The following is a 21,737-nucleotide window of genomic DNA, read 5'->3' as shown; positions in this document are numbered from 1 at the left end:
CGGGTTCAAGGGCCAACTGCCGGCGCCATGATCAGCGAAATGCTGAAGCCATTGGTGGCACAGCTTAGTCGTGAGGACCTGCAGGAGCTGGTCATCAACCGCCCTTTTGAAGCCTTTTGCTTAACCGGCGAAGGATGGGAGCGCCATGTCTCCGAGGCGCTTAGCCTTGAGCGACTGATGACGATTTCTTTAGCCATTGCCACCTTCACCGCTCAGGCGCTTTCGGCCAGTACGCCCATACTTTCGGCTGTCCTGCCGGAAGGTGAGCGGGTCCAGATCGTCATTCCGCCGTGCGTTGAAGATGGGCTTGTCTCCCTCTCCATTCGTCGCCCCTGGCGATCTGCAAAACCCTTATCGATATGGGCGGCGGAGGGCGCGTTTGACGAGGTTGATCCTGTGTCTTTTCATGAGCCTGCCGATACTGACGAGGCTTCTGAAAGCCTGGTCGATGATCTGACAAAGAGCGTTCTTCGGGGGGATAATATAGCCATCGTCGGCGAGACCGGATCTGGCAAGACCACCCTTATGAAAAGCCTCTGTGCGGTCATTCCGACGAACGAACGTCTCATCACGATCGAAGATGCACGCGAGCTTTTTCTGCCCGCACATAAAAACTGTGTGCATCTTTTGTATTCAAGAGGGGGACAGTCGGGTGCACAGATTTCGCCCAGTGATCTCATTGCCGCGTGTTTGCGCATGCGACCCGACCGGGTTTTAATGGCGGAACTTCGCGGGTCTGAGGCCTTTGATTATCTGAAGCTCCTCTCAACAGGTCATCGCGGGTCGATCACCTCGTTTCATGCCGGCTCCTGCGCCCAGGCTTTTGAACGTTTCGCCCTCATGTGTCGGGAAAACCGGGACGCGGTCGGGTTTTCGAAATCAGAGCTTGTTGAGTTTGCGCGTTTCAACATCGACCTTCTCCTCCATCTGAGCGCCGCGCGACATTTAGGCGGGCGGCGTCGTGTCGTAAAAGAGATCTGGCGGCGTAAAACGGAAAGGGCGGCAGAGTGAGGCGGCCTTTAGAGATCGGGTTTATCGCTCTTTTATCCGTCATGGCGGTCGGTGGCTTGGCCTATCTGACATTGTCATTGGCAGGCCTTCTTTATCTCGGTCTGCAAGGCCATTTAACCGTGGCGGTCAGCCCGCTTCCCTGGCTGAGAGTGTGGTTTGCCTCCGAAGGTGCAGACCTGTTGCGGGCTGATCTTCTTCGCGCGCTGGGCTTAAGTGTGCTAGGAGTTTGCGTTGCAATCCTACTGACCCTTCAGCTGGTCTTTCAAACACCGCGGCAGAACATCCACGGGGAGGCAAGATTTGCGAGGCCATCCGAGATGAGACGGAAGGGTCTGTTTACTCGTTCTGGTATCATTGTGGGAAAGATCCATAACAGCCTCCTCCGGTTTGCAGGAGAGGAGTTCGTAATGATCGCCGCGCCGACGCGAACGGGTAAGGGGGTGGCGGTGGTCGTGCCGAACCTCCTCGACTTTGAAGGGTCCGTTCTCGTCGTCGATATCAAGTTCGAGCACTTTAATCTAACCTCTGCCTTTCGACGCGCCCTGGGTCAGGAGGTGTACCTCTTTAATCCTTTTGCCGCAGACGAGGCGACCCATCGCTGGAATCCGCTCGATACCATCCGGCGGGATCCGGCCCATCGCATCAATGACATACTGGCGATCGCCTACGTCCTCTATCCTCAGGGTAAGGACAAGGATGCCTTCTGGAACGAGCAGGCACGCAACCTGTTTCTGGGCGCGGTTCTTCTCCTGATGGAAACAAGGCCCGACGCCGTTACTATGGCCAATGTTTTTGCAGAGGTTTCCGGTCGGGGCGAGGCCCCCAAGACCTATCTGGCGCGTAAAAGTACAGAGCTAGAGGATGGCCCCTTCACCCGTATCTGCGTGGAGGCACTGGCCCGCTTTTGCCTCACGAGCGAGAACACGCTGACCTCAATTCTCGCCACTTTTAATGGGCCGCTTACCGTCTTCTCGGACCCTAAAGTCGCCTTTGCGACGTCTGCGAGCGACTTTGATCTGAGGGATCTTCGACGAAAGCCGATGAGCGTCTATCTTGGGATTGGACCCGCCGAACTTCTCCAGGGCGGCCTGATCCTCAATCTCTTCGTGTCACGTTTCGTTCAGCAAAACGTCGATCGTCAGCCATCGGATGATCACACGCTTTGTGTGCCCTGCCTTGTGATCCTTGATGAGTTTGCCGCGCTGGGAAAAATTGAGATACTCGCCAAAGCAAGCGCCTATATCGCCAGTTACGGCCTGAGGCTCTTAACCGTCATCCAAAGCTCAGCGCAGCTCGATTCCCTTTATGGCGAGCACGATGCGCGAACCCTTCGCGCCAACCATGCCCTGCATATACTTTTTGCGCCCAGAGACACTCAGGACGCCAAACGCTTAAGCGAGCGATTGGGCAATTATCAAATCGAGGAAATCTCGCGTTCTCGTATGGAGCGTCAGTCTGGTGTTTCGAATTCGCAATGGACAAGCTCACAAAAGCGACCTCTGCGTCTGCCCCAGGAGCTACAACTAATGAGCCCTGACGAGGCGATCCTGATCCTCGATTCAATTCCTCCGATACGGGCTCAGAAGGCTTACTACTATACTGAGCCGTTGTTTATTAAGCGCCTGAAGGCCGTAAGTCTCTCCTTGCGAAGTATACCTGATGCGACTTTATGCCAGGGGGACTTTGAAGCCGCCGCGCGGTCTGATCTGCGATTGTGGTTTCGCCCGATTGCGCCCTTTAATAGGGGAATAATGACAGCACATCCGACGGCCCCTTCATTCCCCAGTGACGACCTAAAGACTGAAAAAGGTGACGGTGTGGAGAGAACGGAAGAAATATCAGCTAAGAGGAGTGTCTTTCAAAGGCGAAAGCGCCTGTTGGAGACAGATCCTGAGCAACTGGAAATCAAACTGAGATAGTCGCCCTTTCCGATGGGCTTTTGAGGCCCCGTCCGAGCTCTGGTCACTCGCTATCCCCGCCCGATTGGGAATTCGTACGCCAATCAACCGGTGTCGCGTTGTCAGATCGAAAACTTACGGTTGCTCACATACTCCTGTCGCAAACAGCCTAACCTAGAAAGAGGGTTGCGGGTGTCCTCAGACAAAGGGCATAGTGGTCTTTCTTTTGCAGTGCACTCATTCAAACGATCGATTTTAGGACTTTTTCAATGAAAATTTTGCCGGTGATCATGTCAGGCGGGTCGGGTACTCGTCTTTGGCCCCTTTCAACGCCTGAACAGCCAAAACAGTTTCATGCTCTGGCGACCCAGCACACCATGATCCAGGAAACGGCTCTTCGGCTTTCGGGTTCTGAATTTCTGAAACCGGTGGTTATTTGCGGAAAGAGCCACGAGGCCCTGGCGGTTGCGCAATTGGACGCAATTGGTCTTACGCCCCAGGCCGTCGTACTTGAGCCCTTTGCACGCAACACGGCAGCTGTTGCGGCGGTTGCAGCCCTCATTGGTGCAGAAATTGATCCTGAAGCCTTCGTTCTGATGGTGCCGGCCGATCACATGATCTCCAAACCCGAAGAATTTCGTGCGGCTATATTGCGCGCCGCGCCCATTGCCAAAGATCACATTGTAACCTTCGGTATCACACCGACTGCGCCCGAGACCGGTTTTGGCTATATCCAGCGCGGCGAGGCGCTGACGGACGGCGTCTACGGGATCAGAAGATTCCTTGAAAAGCCCAATTTGGAAACCGCTCAAAGTTACCTGGCCGATGGCGGATATGATTGGAATGCCGGTATCTTCCTCTTCTCGCCCGCGGTCATGCTCGAAGAACTTGAGGCGCATGAGCCGGACGTCCTTTTGGCTACACGCGAGGCCTTTTCGGGGGCGCAAACGGCTGGAAACACGCGCATGCTGGAGCCCGAGAGCTTTGCACGTTGCCCCTCTATCTCGGTAGACTACGCGGTCATGGAGCGTACGCAACGCGCAGCGACCGCACCCTGCGATATTGGCTGGGCCGATGTCGGCGGCTTCAGCGAACTCTGGCGGCTGGGCGCAAAAGACGGGGGCGGCAACCACGCGCAGGGCAGCGCCATTCTCATTGACGCGCATAACTGCCTCGTGCGTGCCGATGGCCCGCCTGTGGCGATCATCGGCTTAGATGACATCATGGTTGTCTCAACACCTTCGGGCATCGTCGTAGCTCCCATCTCAAGAGCGCAAGACGTGAAGCTGGCCGCAGAAGCGGCTCGGAAGCTACAGTCTATCTAAAGGCTGTCGTTTGCGGAATATCCTGTCTAGAGGGCGCGGTGACCAAGGCGGACACCGCGCTTTTTCACAGGCACAAATCATCCGTGATATTAATATCTCGTTAACCAAACTTTTTCGCAAACAGGTGTTCTCTGCCTGTTGGGTTTGTTAAGTCCTCCGCCGGGTCGGGGGCCTCGACGTATTAGCTTGAGCGCGGATAGATGCACTAGCTGGCACGAAGCGTGCTCGTCTCGTCCATATGAGCCGGGATTGATCCCGTTTCGATACAGCCACGCTGAGACGAGCTACGGATGCGAAATATCGATGCTTATTCATCTGGCGCTTACCAGAGCGGGCCTATTGGGTCGCGGGTAACACCATCTGGAAGTCGTGTAGGAAAAAGTCTCTCAAAATCGGTCTTCGATTTCCTGATCGCGGGCTTCGCCCTAGCATTCCTTTTGCCCGCGCTCGCCCTCATCGCGATTTTCATCAAATGTGACAGTAAGGGGCCCGTGCTCTTTAGACAAACGCGGACGGGACTGAACGGGCGGAAGTTTTTCATCTACAAGTTTCGCACCATGCATGTGCTGGAGGACGGTGCTTGCGTTAGACAGGCCGTTGCCGGCGATGCACGTATAACGCGTTTGGGCTATTGGCTTCGCCGATCCAGCCTCGATGAGCTGCCACAACTCATCAATGTCCTAAAGGGCGAAATGTCTCTAGTTGGACCAAGGCCGCACGCCGTTGTGCACGATGAATTGTTTAGCGAAGTGGTTGAAGGATACTACGCTCGAACATATGCGCGCCCGGGTCTCACGGGGCTTGCTCAGATCAGAGGATATCGAGGCGAGGTCAAAACGCACTATGATGTCATCAGCCGTGTCAAAAGTGATATAGAATACATTGAAAACTGGTCGTGGATTTTAGATATAAAGATCATTTTATCAACGACTATGGTGTTTATGTTGCCGAATTATAAGAATGAAAAAATATAATTCATTTTATTGGAAATAATTCTTTGAATTTACCAAATACTGGAAAAATTTTTTATCTTGTTTTATATTGTTAAAATCGGATTCAACTTTTTCTCTCGCCCTTTTGGCAATTTCATTTAATGCGTCCGTATTCTGGAACACTCTAAGGAATGCGGAGAATAAAGCCTCCGGGTCTCGTTCTTGGGTTAAAAAGCCTGTAAGCCCATCTTGAACGATCTCTGGAATTCCAGAGTGGATCGTGCTCACCACGACCAGACCGCTGGCCATGGCCTCCATAATGGCGACGGGTATGCCTTCAACATCACCATTTGAAGCGGTTACACTTGGCAGTAAAAAGATATGCGCGGTTGCAAGGATATCCTTAACGCGCGCATGTGATTGGCTGCCCTCGAAGGTGACCTGCTCGTCTAGTCCCAGCGTATCTCTTAGCTCGCACAGTTGCGTAAGCAGGGGGCCGTCGCCAACAATGTTGTAGTGCCACAAAATGTCGGGTCGCTCCGACTTTAAAATGGCAAGTGCACGCAGCGCGAATTCAATTCCCTTTTTCTGCGTCAGGCGGCTGACAGATACGAACAGGAAAGGAGAATCCGAAAAGTTCCTTTCTAGAAAAGGTATCTCTTCAAGGTTCACACCCATGTGGTGAACAAACGTCCTATCTTCAGGGGCTCCCGCCTCTATGAGCAAACGACGAAAGTGCTCATTTACCGTCAGATGAAGGTGGCCATGCTTGAAGAGTTCTTTATAGATGCCAAGTCCGTTCTCCGCGTAGGGTACGCCCACGTCATATCCATGATAAACGGTTATGAGTGGGCACCTCATCAGTCCTCGTTTGATCAGTCGGGCAACGCGAAGACCATTATAGCCGAAATGTGCGACGACGACGTCTTGACGTCGTAGGCGCGGCAGGGCGAGGGTGTCCAGGCCGGTCATAATCTTGTCGCTGAGGCGATGCGGCAATCGGGCAAGGGACGCTCGCAAGGCCCCCAGAGGCCCCCACCAATCTTCTGCAAAATCAGCCAATGGACGCCCCGCCGAGGACAGGTCAGTAGCTGGCAAGGCGCACACGCCTTCGCAAACAACCGTAACTTCCGACCCGTGTTCGAGGGTCGCCTTGACCTGATGTGCCACAAACGTTTCAGATAACTGCGGAAAACGGCCAACTACGAACCCGACTTTCATTCCGGCCCCCTTAGCCACGGTCATTTATCACGAACTGTGATTTTTCGTGGCGTGTGTGAGGACGTTTAAGAAAGCTTCAAATTGCTTATCTGGATCAAGCTCCTCGCGTGATGCGTGCGCGGCGGCGAGCTTTGAAAGATCAGAGTAATAGGCCTCATCAGCCCATAGCCTTCGAAGTGTCGACGCCCAGAGTTCGAGAGGCGCATCGGGTGACAAAACGACCCCCCCGGATCCAACGGCTTCAGGTAGGCCACCTCTATTTGAGGCCAGCACCGGTATCCCACTGCACTGGGCTTCCGACGCAACGCGCCCCCAGGCCTCTTCCCATAGACTCGGTGCCAGCAAAACCCGGGTTTGTCTATATATGCCCTTCATATCCATGGTGCGTCTTCGAAACTTTACATTCGGCAGCGCATTCAGTTGGGCCAGAAGGGACGTCTCTTCTTCTTTGTTGAGACGCCAGCTCTCTACGAATAAGAAGGGTATATCTGGGCAAAGCTTAGCGACACCCAAAGCGACAGAAAGCCCTTTTTTCTCGACCGGATTTATAAACGTGACAAACTCGCCAAGCGTATCCGTGCAATAGTTCTCAGGATCTATGGTTGGCGGTATGACGGTTGAGTCGATGCCAAACCTCGACTTATAGACGAAAGCCGTAAAATGGGAATTTGATATAAAATCCGAGCCCTTGAGCTCTGTGATGTCACCTTCAAGCTCATGAAATTCGACGTTTCTCAGATAGACAACGACCGGCACATTCTGTGACATCAACGCTTTGGCCACGGGCACTGACCCGCCGCACTGGACGAGGGCCACGTCTGGCTTAAACTGTTTGCAAAGCTGCGGTATCGCTGAGACCGGTGACCATGATCGGAAGACGGGATATCCGAGTTGTTGATCGCGGACATAGCCTGAACCTCCAAGCTTTAGTTTTATCCTTGCCGCAAATCCAAAAAGTCCTTCGCCATAAAGTGCGGCTAATACCGAAGCCGTGTGTCCCCTGGCAGTCAGTCTGCGCGCAAGCGCGTCAGTGCTCGATTGCACGCCACCTGAAACCTCAGGGAAGTAACCTCGTCCACTGGCGAACAATATCTTCAATCTCGCCCTCTTGTGGGTTCGGCGCAATCTACGCAGACCTTCGGGTTGATGAGCACCGCCTAAAGCGGAACCAAAACTCGGCGCGCGCATAAGTATAGCTTCGCCGCTCGATAGAAATTTCAAATTGGTATAGGAACACTACCGTAACTTCCCATGCCGCGTTGTGCAAATAAAAAATTGATGGGTAGCGACCAGAATAACATGGAAATTTTGGAACGCTCATTGCACCCGGTCCACTAAAGGACTACACGATAAGCTAAACATAAGGTCACATTTGACACCTGTTGATGAGCGAGCGTATTTTTTTGAAACGATAGAATTTGAATTTTACTGAAACTTATATTTAAGGTTAATTGGAAGGCCTTTCTCAGCGAGCTGTCAGGCGCCTCGCCTGTGGCCGGTCCTCGAGTCTGCCCGCCACCTTGATTGCCGACACTGATCAGGGTTAAACAGAAAACCCGCATCGGTCGTGATCGCATCTATGCCCTTGGGGCCGTTTTTGACTACATAATATGCGGCACCAGAGCGGCTGACTGCAAGCCTCTGATTTCAAAGTGAACTAGGCTCTAATAGGGCTTCGGCAGTCTATTTTTTTAGAGAGATTTTATGAAAATTTCCGTGATCGTTTGTACGAAAGACAGAGCCCAATTGATAGGCTTGTGCCTCGACGCCATCTTTCTGGCTTTTCGTGCCGCCGAGCTCACAGAAGGCAGCGAGATTGTAGTTGTTGACAATGCGTCAACTGACGAGACGGCGAACGAAATCAGATCTTGGGGGGATAAAAACGAATGCAATATCCAATATGTATTTGCGGCTAAAACGGGGCTGTCAGCGGCCCGGAATGCAGGCATCGAGCGGGCATCCGGCGACATTATTGCCTTTATCGACGATGATTGCCGCGTTCATTCGGGCTACTTTTTAGATCTCTTGGCGCATTTTCAGAAAGATGGAGGCGAACTCGTTTTGAGGAGCGGGTCAGTTTTATTGGGGGACGAAAATGATCTACCTCTCACGGTGAAACCAGTAGCCACGTCGAGACGATGGAAGCGGCCTGCTTCTCGCGCCGATGAGGGCGACTTGATGGGTAAGTCGCTGATTGGCTGCAATATGGTCGGCCCCAAAGCTGTTTTTGAGCGCGTCGGGCCTTTTGATGAGCGCTTAGGTGCGGGCAGTGTGTGTAAGGCGGGCGAGGATACAGATTACTTCTATCGCGCTTACCTGGCCGGTGTATCGCTGGAAACCGTGCCCAATATGCATCTTTTTCATTTTCATGGCAGGCGCACGTTTGAGGACGGCAGAAAGTTGTTAGAGTCATATGCTGTGGGAAATGGCGCCGTTTCAGTAAAGTACACGTTTAAATATTTTCCGTTTTTTAAGCATTTGTATTGGTCATTTAAAAGATTTATATCGCATCTGCTTCGAAAAAATACCGCGCATTATATAACGCCGAGTAAAGAATTTTTTCTTATTTTAAAGGGGGCGTTTCTTTATCTATTTTATAGAAAAGCCTAAAATTAAATATCGCATAAATCTAAAAGCGAGCCTCTCGCGCGTGCCAATCCAGATTTACCATTTTTTACAATTGACCTTAATAGGTGAAATGCGTAATCTCCCGCGCACAATATCATGTATTTAATGTTTAAACAAAAAAGTCGGATATTGGATTTCCGAAAATTGAAAATATATATTTGAAGTTTTAAATGATTAGACTTAATGTATATGTAATTTTCTGAGTCCCAGTTCAGATTCGAAAAATACATGTTGACACCGGTCCCGCACTGAACAGACGAGTGAGGGTTACACACCACGGCTCGGCTGCGGCAGGCGAGCTCAAAAAAGAACAACACATCCTCCCCGGAATATTTGAGTCGCTCAGAAAAGCGAAGATCACGAGCTGCGGAGGATCGAAACACTGTGGTAGATGCTTGGCAGGGGAAATCTGTGAGACATAACTCCGCCATTCTATTTGGAGCAATGACTTCCAGACGGTTCTTCAGAATGTCTTGGTGGGCGAGGCCAGTTTTCATGGGACCATTCGATTGTCCCAAGTGTGATGCGTGAAATCCCTGTCTTGAGTTGTCGGTAAAATAAAAATCCGCTCCGCCTTCAAGACTACGGATGGCGTCAATAAGATGGGTAGCTGGCCATTCGTCATCAGAATCGAGGAACGCTATATAATCGAACCTCGAGCCGGCATGATCAAGGCCACGATTCCTTGCTCGAGCAACACCCCCATTTTCGGATTTGATAACATCGATCGAGAATGGAGGAGACCACACCAGTCCCTCAATTTCTTCATCTGCCGAAATGGGGGAGCCGTCGTCAACTACAATAACGCTGACTGAAACCCTGCCGAGTCCAGTCTGGGTCAAGACGCTCTCTAGGCTACGCCTAAGTATGCCTCGATTCTTTTGATAAAACGGTATGATAACGCCTATCTCTATCATGATTCAGTCCAGCGAGGCATCGAGACAGTTTGTAGGCACTTGGAACTCGTACACAGTCATTCAGACACCGCAGAGACGGTCGACGTTTTAACGACCACTGCCCCCATTCGGTGACGAAAAACGCTTAGCGTAAGTCCATATCGGTTGGTCAGTCTAAGTGCACGCAACTGTGAAAGAGTCACTGCTTCTCTACCATCTTCAAAAAGGTTGGAATGTTCAATCCAGGCAACAACTGGACAGTCAATTTCACTCACATCTCTTATGCTTTCTCTACCATCGGCGATGTCGAACCCTGAACGTGTAGCGAGTAGCTTGTATCCATAAAGGACATGGGCCGATGCTCGTTCGGAGCGAAAAGTTTCATCAAGGTTAATTGGGTCAATAACCCTTATTTTTCGGTTAGAGCACTCGCCCGCAAATTTTGTCACCGTATCAATCCCTGTCCAATACGGACGATACCGCAGTGCGTTTATAGCTGTGATCGGACCCAATACAGCCGTGATTATGAACAGCGCAATTCCACAAGACGCGAGAATCACTTTCCGGATATCATATTGTTCAAAATTTCTAGAATTCACTTCGCGCCAGGCACAAGTTAGGAACATGGCAAGCAAAGGGCCGCATCCAATGGCAAAATATCTTCCAAAAACGATTGGCACCTTCCATGAAATGAGCACGGGAAGGAAGAAGAATAACCCCATTGTCGATAGAAATATTAAACGGCTGATTCTAATGTTTTTACTCAGAGCAAAAAATACAAAAGCGAGCAATGCAACAGCGTAGGATATGGCGCCTCGACCAATAATGTATCCGGCCCCTTCCTTAAGCGCAGCTACGATAAACATAGGATCGTTGCTTAACCATCGCACGGTAGCAAGGGCATCACGGTCGGTCGAGTTAATCCAGATCCACCACACTAGGAATGCACTAAAGCTGAACACAAGTGTGGTCAAAGAGAGTTTAGTTAGGTCGTTACGCTTGTATAAAAATCCGCTTAACGCAACGGCTAGTGCGATTGATATGGCGAATATAGCGCCATACACATGTATCAAAGAAAGCAAAACAGAGGCAGTAATTGTTTTAATAAATGGGCGAGATATTTCTCTAGATTCGGCCATTATATAGAAATAGCTTAACACATGGGCGACACAAATCGCCGAAAAAAGCGGTCGTATTTCTCCTGCATATGCTAAGCTAGCGGAACTCCCTAAAATCACACACAAGAAAATATTTTTCAAATGCTTGCCTGAATTTTCCTTCAATATGACTAATATAGATAAAAATAGTATAAATATATTTAGCAATTTTCCTGTGAATATATCCTGATCATAAATGAGCCGGGCTAATTTCAGCAATACAAAGTAAACGGGCGGATTTGTTTCGTGCCGCAAAATATCTGAAAAGAGATATCGAAAACCTAAATTGTTGTTGGTGGCCCAAAGAGAATATGATTCGTCAAACCAAATACTCAATGCGTGGTTCGATATTATGAAAAATGCAATGAATGTAATTAAAGAAAAAAATACTGCAACGTGCAAAAATACGTCGTAAATTCTCGGAATTTTAGCCCATGTGAAAGGCCAAATGATTTTGATCTTACTAGCTAACCATTTTGTTAGGTGTAACCCTGCGGCCTTGTACGCGTCGATCCCCATCAAGCCCCCATTGTCCGTCTTCTGTATCAGGGATTGATCCTAGCACACAGCGGCCAAAATGAAACGGCTGACTGCTATCACAGCAAATTTAATTGTAGTACGAGATTGGGGTGTTAGCCATCTGTGTCGATTGATGGAGTCCACCATATTGATGGCACTGTAGACCTCATGTAAAAAATTCGGTAAAAAAATTAGTGCATAAAATCTACATTAATTCCCTTTTTTTTCAATTGTATTTCGTTGATCAAGCGGAATTTAGGCGATGTCTTTGATTGTTTAATTTTTTATCATATATCTTTCTATAATATATCCTGCCGCACCTATAGAGTAATTCAAAGACGTCCAGTAAATTACAGATTTAGCTTTTCCTGCGGTCAGTCTTGATATAGTATACAAAATAAAGTTGAAAAATATTGATCTTAACATCCATATGGGTACAAAATTGCTTCTCAAATTAAAACTTTTTCCCATAAAATTGTCCTTATTTGAAGTGGATAGGTAGGCCCAAGTCTCTCCCGCGGATTTGAAATACTTTGCTAAGTATTTAAAACTCAACCTTTCCTTGGGAATGACATGCGAGACAATGGCACCGGGAACCCAAACACCCTCTTCCGTCTTTAGAATTGAGCGCATCACCTCTGTCTCCTCACCTAGGCGGTTTTGATTTGGGCTGACGCCGAGGTGTAAATCGTATAACCATTTTCGTTGTTCAGCTGTCTTGACAGCGAAGTTTGCTCCGTACGGTAATAGGTCTTTATCGAGTGTTAGAGGCCTTTCGACGTTACCTAGATTTAGTTTAGCCAGAACGCTGTCTAGTGTGTTTTCATTAAGTTTCCACCATTCAGGTAGAGCTATCTCGGTAAGTGGGTCAATAACTCCGCCGAACAGCGCAGAATGAGGATACTTTCGGAATGCTTGATAATAGGCTTGTAGCCACAGCGGGTCGATAATGACGTCGTCATCAGTCCAGCAGATGTATTCGCCTTGTGCTGCCGCTACGCCCTTATTTCGCGCTAACGAAAGACCGGGTGACGACTCAAATACATATTTTATGGGAAGATTTTCCTGATATAGATTGCAAACCGCTTTAGTGTCATCTGTGCTCCCATTGTCGACGACTATAAGTTCCCAATTGATAGGTTCGGGCACGATTAACTCAGATGCGGAGTCGAGCACTCTCCGAAGTTGGTTCGCGCGGTTCCTAGTACAGATGATTACACTTATCAGCATTTATGACAGAATTCTCGGGCTAGTTTATTTGGTATGTCGAACTTTTTAATTTCACGAAGTGAAATTTTGGGTGGGTAAAAGGTTTTCGCCATATGCAATCCAAGCGTCCTATCATAAGGTATCGGTAACCGCATTTGACGTCATTTTTTTTTTACCGCAGCTTTCAAATTCCACGGACCTGAATAATTCGCCGGTCGAGCCCTTCAAGACGAATAGCGCTTAGAACTCCGGTAGCGTGGGCTGCGGTGTCTAAGCCGATACGCCATTTTTGATTCACAACGCCTTCAGTGGGTGTGTGCCCGTGTACAACCGCCTTGCTGCAGGCGCGGTCGACTCGTAAAAACCGGTTCCTGATCCAAAGGAGGACCTCCTCGCCTTGCGTACTTCTGTCACGCCAGGGATCAACGCCAGCATGGACAAACAGGTAGTCCCCAGCCTCAAAGCTCAGCCGCAAATCTGACAATAGCCGTCTTTGTCCCCTTGTCATCCGCCTTGCCAACTCATCCCGGAGGCCCGCCCAGCTCTCCGGGGTTCTCGGTTCGTCCATGATCAGGCCAAAAGACCGGACGGTTTCACTTCCCCCATGGCGAAACCACTGCGGACCGTTTTTTGCGTCCTTAAGGAATTGCAGAAAGAGCTGCTCATGATTTCCCTTTAAAGCCACAAGATCACACCAGGTTTCCTTTTTTAAGGCATTAATGCCGCTCAAAACCCTGGAGGCCTCCCGGCCGCGATCTATGTAGTCGCCCAGGAGAACAATTCGGCAGCTGGATTGAGTAGCTTCCATGTCCGCCTTGATGAGATGAACCATCTTTTTGAAGAGATCGAAACGGCCGTGGATGTCTCCAATTGCGTAGGTGAGACGGTCGATCTTCGGACCAATCTTAGGATCGCAAAAATGCACGTTTTTTGGGAACGGCGCGAGATCCACAAACAGCTCCGAGTTAAAATCTAAGGGTAAGCCTTGAGGTTATCACAAATGTTGCATTGCAAACAGAGGTAATTGAGCGCGTCCTTCGCGATACAAAAAGGCCTCGCGACTGGGCGAGGCCTTTTCAAAGAAGTACTTTTGAACCTTGGGTAGCTTTAATGTGGCCTGGCTTTGGCGACATTCGGCCGATCGGAAGAGCGACGGCGGGGCAGGGGGCGTCCAGACTTTTCAGCACGCTGGTAAATCCTAAATGACTCTGCATAGGCAGGTAGCGTTGCTCCGGCGACACCTATAACGTCAGCGAGCCAATCCGTTACACTGGCGCTACGTCCTGTGAAGAGCTGGATGACCTCAATGAGGGCTCCAGCAACAATCACCAGGAGTGCCAAGTCCATTCGCCGTATCCGCGGGAAAGCCAGATGAAGCATCATTGTAAGCGCGAAAAAAGCAATGATGTGTGCTTCCTTATCGTTCAAACCGAACGCCTGTTCTGCGCCTTGGAAGGGGCCGAGTACAAGTATCCCAACGAGTATCGATAGGGACACAAGGCCTGTTCGGACGAAAAGAATAGCTTTCTGAGCACGGGTCATTCAGGATCTCCTTTGAGGACACCCTAGTCTGATATGGAAAATAAATGGCTGATTATTATGGTTAAAAAATCATGTTTGTTTATAATCGCAGTGAGGCCGATCAGCACACCCCGTTCTCGTATCGATTGGCCTCCCTTGGAATTGTGATTTAGTCTCGTCTTTGGTTGATGATCCCCACCGTTTTGCGCTAAGCGGAGCAAGCTTTGGCTATTGATGACCCTCTGCAAACGCAAACGTCAGGGCCGATGGCTTTGGAAAAAGTAGGTAAAAATGGTCAAAATTGGTATAGCCGGCATGGGATATGTGGGCTTGTCGAACGCAATGTTGCTGGCGCGGCACAATGAGGTGGTCGCCTACGACATTGTTGATTCAAAAGTCTCTATGCTTAATGCGCGCCGCTCGCCTATAGTCGACCCCGACATTGAGCGCTTTCTTAGCGAGGAAAAGCTCCATTTTCGCGCGACATCAGAGGCGCATGAAGCATTTTCGGATGCCGAGTTCATCATTGTCGCCACTCCAACAAACTACGATCCAACCACAAACCGCTTTGATACGCGTTCAATCGAGGCTGTTATTTCGAAGATTATCGAGTTTAATAAAACGGCCACCATTATCATCAAGTCGACGATCCCGGTTGGATACACCCGCCGTCTGAAATCTCAGATGAACTGTGATCGGATTATCTTCTCTCCGGAGTTTCTAAGGGAGGGGAAGGCTCTTCATGATAACCTGCATCCGTCACGCATCGTCGTCGGTGAGCAGTCGGAACGAGCACGGACCTTTGCGACCCTTCTGGTACAAGGGGCGGATAAGGAACATATCGAAGTCCTCTTTACTGACAGTGAAGAGGCAGAGGCTATCAAGCTGTTTGCCAATACCTACCTTGCTCTTCGCGTGGCCTACTTCAATGAATTAGACTCTTATGCGGAGTCCCTTGGCTTGAACACTCGACAGATTATCGAGGGGGTGTCGCTCGATCCGCGTATAGGAAAAGGGTATAATAATCCGTCTTTTGGGTATGGTGGTTACTGCTTGCCTAAAGACACCAAGCAGTTGCTGGCCAATTATTCGGAGGTGCCTCAGAATCTTATCAAAGCGATCGTCGATGCAAATACGACGCGCAAAGACTTTATTGCTGAGCGCATCCTTATCAAGAAGCCAAAGGTGGTCGGGATCTATCGACTGACAATGAAGGCAAACTCAGACAACTTCCGAGATTCCTCCGTTCAGGGAATAATGAAGCGGCTGAAGGCGAAAGGCGTCGAAGTCATCGTCTTCGAGCCAACGCTTGAGGCAAACGAGTTCTTCAATTCCAAAGTCATACGAGATTTGTCGGTCTTCAAAGCCATGTCCGATGTGATCGTCGCTAACAGAGCAACCGATGAATTGACGGATGTTGCCGAGAAAATTTACACGCGAGACCTGTTCGGTTCGGACTAAGGCGTCTGTAAACGTATAACTCTTGGGAGGCTGCTCTGATTTACGGTTCAGTTCTGGGTGCCGGCGCGATATGTTTTTGCGACACATAGGGTCGGTTTTGCTTCTAAAAGCGTTCCTACGCGTGCGTACTCCGTATTGAGTTTTAAGCGCTGCTGAAGTTTGTACTTCAGCTTTTGAAATAGGGTCGATCGGGGCGCTATCGAGCTCAAAGCAGGAAAGCGCGTTATAAACTTCTGGTATGGCTTCGACCAGGCCGCCCCCCACGGCTTACCCGTATGGGTCCAGGGCCTGGGATTAGACATAAAGTGATAGACAATCGGCTGCGCCCGATCTTCGGCTGGCGTCCCAATAAGGAAGCCTGGGAAATTCCAGGTGTTGGGGATGTATATACATTTGTCGCCAACAGCCACGTTCATAGGATCCTGATCTCCGAACTTGTACCCCCCTTCTTTTTTACGGAAGGTTTCAAGCGTGGCTTGGCTGAGCTGTCGCCAGCTGGACAGATCAAAAACGAGTAGACCCGTGTTGAAATAGTCATCGAGCGACCCTGTGATGCCTGCATCCAACCGGTCGGAACTTATCGTCCGGTACCAGGCTGGGGAAAGCTTTGCAAATAGGGCTGCCGGGTCGCGAGCGGCCAAAAAATGTCCGGTCGGAATTTCGGCTTCAATGAGGGGTTCAAGACTGCCAACAACTTGAGTATCACCGTCAATATAGACAGTACGTTCATAAAGCTCTGGCAGGAGATCGTTAAGGAACAGCCGCCCAAACATCGGGTGCATGTTGTCGATAGCACTTAAGGGTTTCACAATAAAAGAGATCCCCAGCTCGCGTGCAACCTCTGCAGCGAGCTTTGTCTTCTCGGACGGCGCCGCAATGCAGATAATGACAACGTCCGTATCACGTGATTTATTATATTGACGAACCTGACTTGCGCTTAGAAGCGTCGGAAATAGGTAGTTGTCGTCTACCGCATAGCAGACGCAACTCTTTTTTGAAGAAGACATTCCTGCGAGATCCTTTAAGGTGCCTTATCCGGCGATTTTTTCGAACTTCGGTTCAACAGGTTTGATGGCAATGTCATCGCAGTGAAGACGCCATTTTTCTTCCAGGAGCTCACTGAATTCGCGACGGAAACGCTGAGTGGAAAACTTTAGAGCGTGGGCGCGAATGGTCTCGCGATCGAACCCCTCTCTAATCCGTTCGAGGCGTTCAACGGCAGAGCAAATTGCGGGGACCGTCTGTTCGTGGAAGTGAACGCCCGTAATTCCGTCAACAACAGTTTCGGCCGCGCCGCCCACAGAGTAGGCAACCACGGGTGTGCCACACGCTTGCGCCTCTACAGGCACAATACCAAAATCTTCCTCGGCGGCGAAAACAAATGCCCGAGCGGTCTGCATCTTTTCGAGCAGAACCTTATAGGGCTGATATCCCATTACCTCAACGTTTGACTTTGCTATCGCCTTAAGGGTCTTAAGGCCTGGACCAGCTCCAATAACACAGAGCTTTTTGTCCGGCATCTCGTTAAACGCCTCAACAATAAGTCGCATCTTTTTGTAAGGGACGATTCGGGAGGCGGCCAAATAGAAGTCCCCCGGCGCTGCGCCGATTGTGAAATTGTCAGTCTCAACGTTACAGTGAATGACGGTCGAGTCTCTGCGGTATACCTTCCGTATACGTCGGGCTATGTATTTGGAGACGGCTATGAAATGGTCAACGCCGTTTGCCGTTCGAACGTCCCAAATTCTGATTTTATGAAGGAACCACCGGGCGAGCCACTGCATAGGTCCTGGAAATTTCGAATTCTCGAGGTATTGATCCTGGAGATCCCATGCGTAACGCATGGGTGTGTAGCACATACAGATGTGCAATTGATTGGGGCCCGTGATTACCCCTTTTGCCACCGCATGACTGTTCGTCACGACGATATCATATCCTGAAAGGTTCAGTTGCTCGACTGCGAACGGCAAAATCGGGAGCAGGAAGCGGTAATAATGTCGTATGAAAGGGAGCTTCTGCAGAAAAGATGTCTTGATGTCCCGGTTTTTTAGGAATGCGGGACGTTCTTTTTCCGGTATGACATCGATAAGAGCAAAGATATCTGCGTCCGGGTAGTCCTTATGCATCGCCTCGAGAACCTTCTCAGAGCCTGCGAAATGCGTGAACCACTCATGGACGAATGCAATCCTCGGACGGCGGCCTTCTGACCTTAGATTTCTTTTTTCAGTTCGGGACATAGTTCTGGTCCAATTCTGCGTGTGACGTCACACTGCAAGAGACGTGCTAGCGGACCGTTAAGACCGCAAAAAAAACATCATAGTCTCTGAGCGTCCAAAATCACGCGGTAAAGCTTATCAGATGCAGATTGCCAGTTGAATTTCTGAGCCTGTCGCATTCCTGTCATACCCAGATCGTGGCATTGCGCATCAGAATTATTGAGGACGCTTATGGCGTCCGCCCACGCCTCGGGGGAGTTAGGATCAGCATAGAGCGCGCTATCCTCTACCAGCTCGGGTAAAGCGCCGCAGGGTGCAACAACCGCTGGCGTGCCTAACAGCATGGCCTCCAGCGGAGGCAGGCCAAAGCCTTCCGTAGCCGAAGGAAATAGGAAAGCTTTTGCGCCTTCAATAAGCGTCCTCATCTCGCCGTCACTTACCCGGCCAAGGACGCGCACGTTTGAAGGCAATAAAAAGCCTGCGCTGGCAAAGTCGGCCGCGCTGGCTGGGCCAAACAACACAACATTTATGCCATCTTTTTCGATCAGACGTGCCGCCTCGACCACCACTTTGATGTTCTTGTGTGCTTGAACCGTCCCCGGTGCCAGGAAGTAGGCCTTTGGTTTGAGGTCTAAACGCGTCAGGGTGGCGGTGTCAGGCGTCACATCAAGAATATGATCCACGCCATTGTGGATCACCTCAATCTTCTCATCTGAGATCACGCCAGCCTTTGCCAGGCACTCGCGGGCGTATCCCGACACGGTTAGCACTCGGGCGGCCTTTTGAGCGAGATGAGGCAGGATCGTTCGGTACCACAAACCAAACGCTTTCGAGTACGATTCGGGAGATATGAACGCTTGAGCGTCATGAATAAGCAAAACATCGCCTTGCCGAACCAAAGGCCCGACATTGCAGAGGTTTACGAGGAGATCATTGCCAGCCTGCGCAGGGAGTTCGAACTGCTCCCATGGAATGCCCTTAAGCAGAGATGCTGAGTGAGGCGATAAGTTGATCGCCTGCGAGGTTGCCCCCTTAGGGAGGGCAATACGCAGGTCATCTGCGCGACCATCTGCCTCAAAGCGTGCCTTAAGGCCTTTCGCGAAGGCAAATGCCACACGCTGTACACCCGTCATTTTCTGCGACAGGAATTTTCCGTTCAGTACGACACGACGGTGCACGAGTTACTCCATTTGACGGGGCGCTGCTTACGCTCCGAAGCCTACAAGTTCATCATCGAGGTAAAATTTAGCGGTAAGCTCAAGACCGCGTGACAGGGATACTGTCTCTTCGAAACCCGTCAACTCTCGCAGTTTCGTAAGGTCTGGAGCACGTCTTTTCACGCTTCCGGAGGGTGATGGATGGCAGTTAATCTCCGCCTTTATGCCGCGGACCTCAAGCATGAGCTGGCCCAGTTCAAGCATGGTGATTTCCCGGGCGCCGCCCAGATTGACGATCTGTCCAGCGCACGCAGCTGTTTCGCCAATCAGTGCGGTGCCCCTGACCGCGTCATCTACGTAAAGGAATGCCCGAGTATCCTCATATCCGTACAACTCAAAGATGCCATCGCGGGCACGAGCATAAAAGTCGGGTACCACGTGCTTGTCACCCATTCTCGGACCGTATGCGTTATGGAAACGCACGATTGAGTAGGCCATATCATAGGCGCGCCCGGCCTGAGCTGTTACGACCTCGCCGTGCATCTTCCCCATAGCGTAAGACCAGCGCGGGTTGGTAATGTCGTCAATTGAGAGAGGAACCGTTTCGTCGGTCGGTACCGGCCAGTTAAATCGCGTCACAGTCGATGCGTAGCTCTCACTCGTACCCGCGTAGATGAAGCGCTTCAACCGTGCGTGTTTGCCGTAATGTTCAGCAAGGAGCATGGTCGGTAGGGTGCAATGGCGGATGACGTCCATGGGGCGTTCGTAGAAGTTTTGCGTGCCGTTCATCGCCGCCAGATGATAGACGTAGTCTACATCAATGGGCAATGCCGCCACGGCACTCTCGTCAGAGAGATCCGCCTTGATCAGGCTGAAACCTTTGTGCGATGTCAGGCTTTGCAGCGCCTGATCGTGAACTCCGCGCACCAGATTGTCGACGCCAATCACCTCAGTGTTTTCACGCGCCAAAAGAAACCGGGCCAGATGGAAGCCTAGAAAGCCGGCGACCCCGGTGACTACAATCTTTGTCATTACGCGATCTCCGTCTTCGCATTAAAAGCGCCCAGCGGAGCATATCGAACGCCGTCTGCCAGTTCAGCGTTGACGCGCAAATCGTGCTGGTGCCAATAGTCAAAAATAAGGCCCGGTTTAGACATCAACTCGGAGAGTTTTCCAAGCTTCAGGCGCTCTAGAGCGGGGTGGTTGTTTTGCATGATCACGAGGGAGGCACCCTCAAAGGCGCCTTCAGCAGTTTCATAGGGTGTGATACCTAAGGACTGCAGATTTTCGCTCGTGACAATGGGATCCCATCCCGACAATTGAGCCTGTGGGAATGCCTCCTTAAGCTCGGTAATGATCTGAATGACCAAAGAGCCGCGAAGATCGTCTGTTTCCGGGCGGCCTTTAAAGGCTGCACCCAGTATACTAATTTTCAGATTTCCAGGTGCGCCTTTTGCCCGAAGCTCATTAGCCATACGAGAAACCGTACGCGAGGGGAGGCCCTCGTTCCAGTGGCGGCCAGTCAATGAGATCTCGGGCTTGTAACCTATGTGTTCGAGGCCTTCAGCGAGGATGTAGGGATCCTTTTCCAGGCACGGGCCACCCACGGGGCCGGGATAGGGCAGGTTTGCGCGAGGATAGCCGAGGTTTCCAGACGCGATGACTTCCTTCGCTGATATGCCCAATTGGTCACACATCTCTGCCACTTCATTCGCGAACGCGAAGATCATGTCACGCTGTGTATTATTGATCAGCTTAACCATCTCTGCTGTTTCAGCGTTTTGCACACGTACAATCGACGGTGTGAGGAAGCTAAAAAGCTGCGAGGCGCGGAAGGTCGACCGATCATTTATGCCCCCGACGACCTGAGGAAGCGTACTCAGTTCAGCAAGCGCTTTACCCTCGAGCGTCCGTTCCGGGCAAAAAGCCAAATCATACCACTTACCGGTTGCATCAAGAACGGGCTTAGCAAACTCTGTAGTCACGCCGACACGAACCGTGGATCGCAAAACCACCATGTCGCCCTCCTGGATGACCGTCGAGATAGCGGTCATGACGGTCTTGAACGACTCATAGTTTGTGCGCTTGTGCGCATTTAGGGGCGTGCCGACCGTTACGACATAGACAGTGGTTTCCTCGTCCGGCATCACCTTTGGCGCAAATGTGAAGCGGCCATTCTGCAGTTGCAGCGCGAGACGTTCATTCAGGCCGACTTCGGAGAAATGCGCTCGCCCCTCCGAAAGACATTTCAAGATTTCAGGGTTAGTTTCTACGCCGTGGACCCGGAAGCCGGCATCCGCCATCGCAACTGCGAGGGTGAGACCTACGTACCCAAGGCCGATGATACAAATTTTTTTATCTCGATAGCTGATCGGGAGCATCAAATTAGCGCCTAAAATGAAAGAGTTGTTTGAGTTCTGAGCAAAAAACGGGCCTGAGAGCGGCAAGCGCCTTGAAAAATTCGTTCCCCGGTAGGGGTTACATGAAGCGTTTGTTTTACATAGAAAAACAGCAATATCTTGCCGAGACTTACCGTCATATAGGCGACACGTCAGGAAAACCTTAACGTGAAGTCCGCTTCTCGCA

Annotated in this window: 18 protein-coding genes; 6 read left to right on the top strand and 12 right to left on the bottom strand. The window is 50.6% G+C overall.

Translation table 11 applies throughout. The features are described 5' to 3' along the window. The first annotated feature begins 27 nt into the window (after positions 1 to 27). The 4 genes from virB11 (at position 28) to AACH73_RS10615 (ending at position 5,208) form a co-directional block, all read left to right on the top strand. Positions 28 to 1,011 carry a P-type DNA transfer ATPase VirB11 gene (gene virB11, locus AACH73_RS10630; RefSeq protein WP_338734900.1) on the top strand — a complete coding sequence of 328 codons (984 nt, stop codon included), beginning with the start codon at positions 28 to 30 and terminating at the stop codon, positions 1,009 to 1,011. After that, positions 1,008 to 2,930, top strand: a complete 1,923-nt coding sequence (locus tag AACH73_RS10625) for a type IV secretory system conjugative DNA transfer family protein (RefSeq protein ID WP_338734899.1) — start codon at positions 1,008 to 1,010, stop codon at positions 2,928 to 2,930. Before virB11 ends, AACH73_RS10625 begins: the two co-directional genes overlap by 4 nt. A gap of 248 nt (positions 2,931 to 3,178) precedes the next feature. Then, entirely contained in the window at positions 3,179 to 4,234 is a 1,056-nt protein-coding gene (locus AACH73_RS10620; protein ID WP_338734898.1) for a mannose-1-phosphate guanylyltransferase/mannose-6-phosphate isomerase, read from the top strand. Between the two features lie 290 nt (positions 4,235 to 4,524). Beyond that, complete coding sequence (locus tag AACH73_RS10615; protein ID WP_338734897.1) at positions 4,525 to 5,208, top strand: sugar transferase; 684 nt, start codon at positions 4,525 to 4,527, stop codon at positions 5,206 to 5,208. A gap of 6 nt (positions 5,209 to 5,214) precedes the next feature. Here AACH73_RS10615 and AACH73_RS10610 read toward each other — a convergent pair whose 3' ends face one another. Continuing rightward, on the bottom strand, positions 5,215 to 6,387 hold the full coding sequence (locus AACH73_RS10610; RefSeq protein ID WP_338734896.1) for a glycosyltransferase: 1,173 nt from the start codon (positions 6,385 to 6,387) through the stop codon (positions 5,215 to 5,217). A 27-nt stretch (positions 6,388 to 6,414) separates the two neighbouring features. Further along, entirely contained in the window at positions 6,415 to 7,485 is a 1,071-nt protein-coding gene (locus tag AACH73_RS10605) for a glycosyltransferase (RefSeq protein ID WP_338734895.1), read from the bottom strand. Positions 7,486 to 8,091: 606 nt separating this feature from the next. Between AACH73_RS10605 and AACH73_RS10600 the strand changes: the two genes are divergently transcribed. Next, positions 8,092 to 8,997, top strand: coding sequence for a glycosyltransferase (locus AACH73_RS10600; RefSeq protein ID WP_338734894.1), 906 nt, complete (start codon positions 8,092 to 8,094; stop codon positions 8,995 to 8,997). Between the two features lie 2 nt (positions 8,998 to 8,999). Here the strand turns inward: AACH73_RS10600 and AACH73_RS10595 are convergent, their stop codons facing one another. The 5 genes from AACH73_RS10595 to AACH73_RS10575 all read right to left on the bottom strand — a co-directional run bounded on the left by AACH73_RS10595 (position 9,000) and on the right by AACH73_RS10575 (position 14,338). Beyond that, positions 9,000 to 9,932, bottom strand: coding sequence for a glycosyltransferase family A protein (locus AACH73_RS10595; protein WP_338734893.1), 933 nt, complete (start codon positions 9,930 to 9,932; stop codon positions 9,000 to 9,002). Between the two features lie 56 nt (positions 9,933 to 9,988). Beyond that, a complete protein-coding gene (locus tag AACH73_RS10590) occupies positions 9,989 to 11,587 on the bottom strand; it encodes a hypothetical protein (RefSeq protein ID WP_338734892.1) in 1,599 nt (532 codons plus the stop codon). A gap of 276 nt (positions 11,588 to 11,863) precedes the next feature. After that, positions 11,864 to 12,817: a glycosyltransferase gene (locus AACH73_RS10585; protein WP_338734891.1), complete on the bottom strand. Its 954-nt coding sequence runs from the start codon at positions 12,815 to 12,817 to the stop codon at positions 11,864 to 11,866. A 163-nt stretch (positions 12,818 to 12,980) separates the two neighbouring features. Next, on the bottom strand, positions 12,981 to 13,748 hold the full coding sequence (locus AACH73_RS10580) for a metallophosphoesterase (RefSeq protein WP_338734890.1): 768 nt from the start codon (positions 13,746 to 13,748) through the stop codon (positions 12,981 to 12,983). Positions 13,749 to 13,903: 155 nt separating this feature from the next. Beyond that, positions 13,904 to 14,338, bottom strand: coding sequence for a VanZ family protein (locus AACH73_RS10575; protein ID WP_338734889.1), 435 nt, complete (start codon positions 14,336 to 14,338; stop codon positions 13,904 to 13,906). A 270-nt stretch (positions 14,339 to 14,608) separates the two neighbouring features. Here AACH73_RS10575 and AACH73_RS10570 point away from each other — a divergent pair, with 270 nt between their 5' ends. Next, positions 14,609 to 15,778 (top strand): nucleotide sugar dehydrogenase, encoded by a 1,170-nt coding sequence (locus AACH73_RS10570; RefSeq protein WP_338734887.1) that lies wholly within the window; start codon positions 14,609 to 14,611, stop codon positions 15,776 to 15,778. Between the two features lie 47 nt (positions 15,779 to 15,825). On the opposite strand, the gene AACH73_RS10565 is transcribed toward AACH73_RS10570, so the two are convergent. From AACH73_RS10565 to AACH73_RS10545, 5 genes are all read right to left on the bottom strand, one after another. Further along, positions 15,826 to 16,785 carry a glycosyltransferase gene (locus tag AACH73_RS10565; RefSeq protein ID WP_338734885.1) on the bottom strand — a complete coding sequence of 320 codons (960 nt, stop codon included), beginning with the start codon at positions 16,783 to 16,785 and terminating at the stop codon, positions 15,826 to 15,828. Between the two features lie 24 nt (positions 16,786 to 16,809). After that, entirely contained in the window at positions 16,810 to 18,015 is a 1,206-nt protein-coding gene (locus AACH73_RS10560; RefSeq protein ID WP_338734884.1) for a glycosyltransferase, read from the bottom strand. Positions 18,016 to 18,092: 77 nt separating this feature from the next. Beyond that, the gene (locus AACH73_RS10555; protein ID WP_338734883.1) at positions 18,093 to 19,172 is read right to left on the bottom strand and encodes a glycosyltransferase family 1 protein; all 1,080 of its coding nucleotides are present in this window, start codon (positions 19,170 to 19,172) and stop codon (positions 18,093 to 18,095) included. 27 nt (positions 19,173 to 19,199) lie between these two features. Next, complete coding sequence (locus AACH73_RS10550) at positions 19,200 to 20,183, bottom strand: NAD-dependent epimerase/dehydratase family protein (RefSeq protein WP_338734882.1); 984 nt, start codon at positions 20,181 to 20,183, stop codon at positions 19,200 to 19,202. After that, the gene (locus AACH73_RS10545) at positions 20,183 to 21,598 is read right to left on the bottom strand and encodes a nucleotide sugar dehydrogenase (protein WP_338734881.1); all 1,416 of its coding nucleotides are present in this window, start codon (positions 21,596 to 21,598) and stop codon (positions 20,183 to 20,185) included. Before AACH73_RS10545 ends, AACH73_RS10550 begins: the two co-directional genes overlap by 1 nt. Between the last annotated feature and the right edge of the window lie 139 nt (positions 21,599 to 21,737).

This window comes from Asticcacaulis sp. DW145 (assembly GCF_037101385.1).
Classification (GTDB): domain Bacteria; phylum Pseudomonadota; class Alphaproteobacteria; order Caulobacterales; family Caulobacteraceae; genus Asticcacaulis; species Asticcacaulis currens.
This window is presented reverse-complemented; position numbering and strand designations above follow the sequence as displayed.